The organism is Acidovorax sp. KPB24-03, assembly GCF_057546605.1.
Map to the genome: position 1 here is coordinate 1 of NZ_BAAJYR010000303.1, position 4275 is coordinate 4275.

Consider the following 4275-nt stretch of genomic DNA (forward strand, 5'->3'; position numbering starts at 1 on the left):
CCTCGCGGCGCGCCGCGGCCGCGCTGGCGCCGCCGGCCGACACCCACACGCCCGCGGACCGCTACGAAGAGCTTTTCATCGAAGTGCAGCGCCAGCGCATCTTCGAAGACTCCAAGACCTTCGTGGACTGCGCCCCGCGCCAGCCGCCCGAGACCATCCTCGCGACCTACCGCGCGCAGTGCCAGGCGCCGGGCTTCGACCTGCATGCCTTCGTGCACCGGCATTTCAAGCCCCAGACCCGCGCCTGCGACGGCCCCACGGTCGAACCCGGGCTGACCATGGCGGCGCACATCGATGCGCTGTGGGACGAGCTCACCCGCCACCCGGCCCACCACCCCCCGCGCGGCTCGCTGCTGGCACTGCCGCACGCCTACGTGGTGCCGGGCGGCCGGTTCGTGGAGATGTATTACTGGGATTCGTACTTCACCATGCTGGGCCTGGTGCGCAGCGGCCGGCGGCACCTGCTGCACACGATGACGGACAACTTCGCCTACCTCATCGACACCTACGGCCACGTGCCCAACGGCACCCGCACCTACTACCTGAGCCGCTCGCAGCCGCCGGTGTTCTCGTTGATGGCCGAGCTGTGCGAATCGTGCGCGGGGCACGGCGCCGCGCAGTACCTGCCGCAGATGCGGCGCGAATACGAGTTCTGGATGGAGGGTGCCGACACCCTGGCCCCGGGCAGCGCCCACCGCCGCGTGGTGGCGCTGCCGGACGGCGCCGTGCTCAACCGCTACTGGGACGACCGCGACACGCCGCGCGAGGAATCGTGGCGCGAGGATGTGGAGACCGCCGCCCAATGCCAGCGCCCCGCAAACGAGGTGTACCGCGACCTGCGCGCCGCCGCCGAGTCGGGCTGGGACTTCAGTGCGCGCTGGCTGGACGATGGCGCCTGCGGCACCTGCCGCACGCAGACCCTGTCCACCATCGGCACCACGCGCATCCTTCCGGTGGACCTGAACGCGCTGCTGCACAAGGCCGAGACCACCATCGCCCGCCTGAGCCGCAGCGTGGGCGACACGGCCACGGCCGACGCGTTCGACCACCGGGCCCGCCAGCGCGCCGAGGCCATGTCCCGCGTGCTGTGGAACGCCGAGGCCGGCGCCTTCCTCGACCACGACTGGCAGGCCGGCACGCCACGCCCCTCGCTCAATGCCGCCACCGTGGTGCCGCTCTTCACCGGCACGGCCACGCCCGAGCAGGCCCATGCGCTGGCCGCCACCGTGCGCCGGCGCCTGCTGGTGCGGGGCGGCCTGTCCACCTCGGAGACCGCCAGCGGCGAGCAGTGGGACCGCCCCAACGGCTGGGCGCCGCTGCAGTGGATGGCGGTGGAAGGCTTCGCCGCCTACGGCGCGGCCGACGAAAGCTGCCGCCAGCTGTCGGACGACATCCGCACGCGCTGGGTCAAAACCGTGCAGGACGTGTACGACCACGAGGGCAAGCTGGTCGAAAAAATACTCGCTGTGCGAATCCGGCGACAGCCCCTCCACCGGAGGCGATGGCGGCGAATACCCGCTGCAGGACGGGTTCGGCTGGACGAACGGGGTGGTGCGGGGCTGGCTGGACGACCCCGCCTGACGGCCCGGCGGCCGCGCCACCCGTCGGACCACGTCCCTTATGAGGGAATGGCCCAGACCGTCGTGGTGGCCCGCGTCGGGGTATTGGCCTTCGTGGTCACGATGCACGCGGTGCCATGGGCGCCATCGGTGCCGAAAGACATCACCACGTCGGGATTGCCGACGGGGTAGGCCAAGATGTACATCAAAGGGACGTAGATAATGCCTTTGACATTATCGCCGTTGTAGGTCACGCTGTTTTCGCCATTCACCGCGAGCCGGTCGCCCAGGCGGTTGGTGAGGGGCTGGCCAGCGAAGGCAGATAATGGAACGGGGTTGAAGGGGGTCGATCCCGTTATTTTCTGTCCGTTGATCGTGCCGCTCATTTGAACCAGCGATCCATTGGCGGGATCGTATTTTCGGGTGAGTTGCAGGTGGATATTCTGCTCGGGCATGTCCAGAATGCCATCCTTGAAACTCATTGTGAATGGATTGAAATAATAGGCCTGGGAATTGATGCCATCCGTTGAAATGCTGATGGCCACGAAATTCAGATCCCAGTCGGTGCCCGGCAGCAGCGTTGCGTATTGCGCCTGGATGGAGACGAAAGACCGGCTTTGCAGGGTCTCGATGTCGAATTGGAAGGGATAGTAGCCGCTGAAATCCGCCAGTTCGCACCCGCTGAGGTCGTACAGCGCGAAGTCGGGTTTCGCGGCCTGGGGAATGGTGACGAGCGACCGGATCTGCGCGGGCTTTTGCCCATCGGTCACCATGTTGTTGCAGGCGAAACCCTGCTCGGCAGCGGTGCCCATGATGAGCGACACGGTCTCGCTGCCCTGGGCGACCGTGAAGAAGTACATGTTCAGGTTGTACGCATAGGTGTGCACCGGCTGGAGATTCCCGGTGGTGCCAGGGTCGTACTGCAGCTGGTTGTCCGACCCGATCCGCATCACCTTTTTTCCAGTCGCCGTATCGACGTAATCGCCGGCGAAGAGGGCGGCTGCAATGGGGTTGTTGTAGGTGGCGCCGGAGACATCGACCTTCGTTTGCTTCGGCAAGGTGATGCTTCCCGAACAGAAGGCCACCGGCCCGTACGTGTCGCCCGCGCGGGTGAACTCCAGCTCGACCGTGAGCCCCTGGTCGGACGTCTGGTGCAGGGTCTTGCCGTCGAAGCTTCCCGTGAAGGGGTAGCGGGTGGCGGAGGTTCCGTCCAGCGAGATGATCAGCGACACGTGGTACGCAGGGGCGATGGTGCCTGCTTGAAACACCATGTTGGTGTCGACCGCCAAAAAGGCGCCCTGGGCGTTTCCAAGGGTGTAGTAGCCGTTGAAGGTCTGCAGCGCCGGTGCGTCGGGCCGGGTGGAAGGCGAAGCCCCGAGCGCTGGTTGGGCGGGGTTCAACAGCTGCAGGTGATGGGCTTGCGTGTCCTCGATGGAAATCGAGCGCGGCACGGACGGAATGGGGGTCGGGGTCATGGTGGAGGGCGTTTCAAGGGTTGCGATCTGCCGAGGCCGGCAGGGCGGAGGGGCCCGCCCAGGGGCTCAGCGCTTCCTGGGCGGCGGTGGCGTGCGCGGCGATGGGCGCGGGCGCAGCCTCAGAAAGGGGACCAGGCCACCGTCAAAGCCCCTGCGGGATCTTTCGTGATGGCAAGCACCCGGATGTAGTCGCCATCGCTGCTTCCGGTGTGGATTACCCGCCTTTTCGGCAGGTTGCAATGGTCCCCGGGGTAATGAACGCTGCTGAGCGTGGCGTTGACGCCGGCACCATGGTCAATGGTGGTGATTTTCTGGTCCGCCATGGCATCGCTAATCCCCGTTTTGGTGAATAATGCGCAAATATCGTGATATTCCATTCCCCTGATCGGGGTGCTGAACTGGAATCAGGATTTTCACGGTGGCGCACGGGCCACTGCGCGATATTATGGGGACGGCTTTCTAACAGATTGAAAAATCCCTGAAAATTGCTTAAACGATCTGATAAAACATGAAAAACAATCGGAGCGCACGGCCTGCGCGGTGCCGTGCCTGCGGGGCCGCCGCTGCCTCAGGCCGCCTTCTCCACATGCGCCTGGCGCGTGTACAGGAAATCGATCACCGCCTTGCGGCTGCGCAGGTAGCGCGGGTCTTCGGCCAGGGCCACGCGGTTGCGCGGGCGCGGGATGTCCACCGCCAGCACCTCGCCGATGGTGGCGGCCGGGCCGTTGGTCATCATCACGATCTTGTCGGACAGCAGCACGGCCTCGTCCACGTCGTGGGTGACCATGACCACCGTGCTCTGCGTGCGCGCCACGATCTCCAGCAGCTCGTCCTGCAGCTTGGCGCGGGTGAGGGCGTCCAGCGCGCCGAAGGGCTCGTCCATCAGCAGCACCTGGGGCTCCATCGACAGCGCCCGGGCGATGCCCACGCGCTGCTTCATGCCGCCCGAGATCTCGCCGGGGCGCTTTTGCGCCGCGTGCGTGAGGCCCACCATGGCCAGCGCGGCCTCGGTGCGGGCCTTGAGCTGGGCCTTCGGTTCCCGCTTGCCGAACACGCGCTCGACCGCCAGGTGCACGTTGCCTTCGCAGGTCAGCCAGGGCAGCAGGGAATGGTTCTGGAACACCACCGCGCGCTCGGGGCCGGGGCCCTTGATCTCCTTGTTGGCGCACAGCAGCGCGCCGGCGGTGGGCACGGTGAGTCCGGCGATCAGGTTGAGCAAGGTGGACTTGCCGCAGCCCGAG

4 protein-coding genes and 1 pseudogene are annotated in these 4275 nt (G+C 66.3%); 2 read left to right on the forward strand and 3 right to left on the reverse strand.

Annotation, left to right across the window (positions count from 1 at the left end; all coding sequences use genetic code 11):
- Positions 1-83: 83 nt before the first annotated feature.
- Both treF and AC27KI_RS19655 read left to right on the forward strand, forming a co-directional pair.
- Positions 84-1400, forward strand: a pseudogene (gene treF / locus AC27KI_RS19650) (alpha,alpha-trehalase TreF); the annotation flags it as partial.
- Between the two features lie 64 nt (positions 1401-1464).
- Positions 1465-1581 (forward strand): trehalase family glycosidase, encoded by a 117-nt coding sequence (locus tag AC27KI_RS19655; RefSeq protein ID WP_487115383.1) that lies wholly within the window; start codon positions 1465-1467, stop codon positions 1579-1581.
- A 37-nt stretch (positions 1582-1618) separates the two neighbouring features.
- Here AC27KI_RS19655 and AC27KI_RS19660 read toward each other — a convergent pair whose 3' ends face one another.
- From AC27KI_RS19660 to AC27KI_RS19670, 3 genes are all read right to left on the reverse strand, one after another.
- A complete protein-coding gene (locus tag AC27KI_RS19660) occupies positions 1619-3034 on the reverse strand; it encodes a hypothetical protein (RefSeq protein ID WP_487115379.1) in 1416 nt (471 codons plus the stop codon).
- A 119-nt stretch (positions 3035-3153) separates the two neighbouring features.
- Entirely contained in the window at positions 3154-3411 is a 258-nt protein-coding gene (locus AC27KI_RS19665; RefSeq protein ID WP_487089786.1) for a hypothetical protein, read from the reverse strand.
- 191 nt (positions 3412-3602) lie between these two features.
- Positions 3603-4275, reverse strand: a 673-nt coding sequence (locus AC27KI_RS19670) for an ABC transporter ATP-binding protein (RefSeq protein WP_487115381.1), incomplete at its 5' end; no start/stop codon positions are given.

Coding starts and splice junctions, on each gene's coding strand:
- AC27KI_RS19660 (WP_487115379.1), bottom strand. CDS start 3,034: ATGACCCCGACCCCCATTCCGTCCGTGCCGCGCTCGATTTCCATCGAG.
- AC27KI_RS19665 (WP_487089786.1), bottom strand. CDS start 3,411: ATGGAATATCACGATATTTGCGCATTATTCACCAAAACGGGGATTAGC.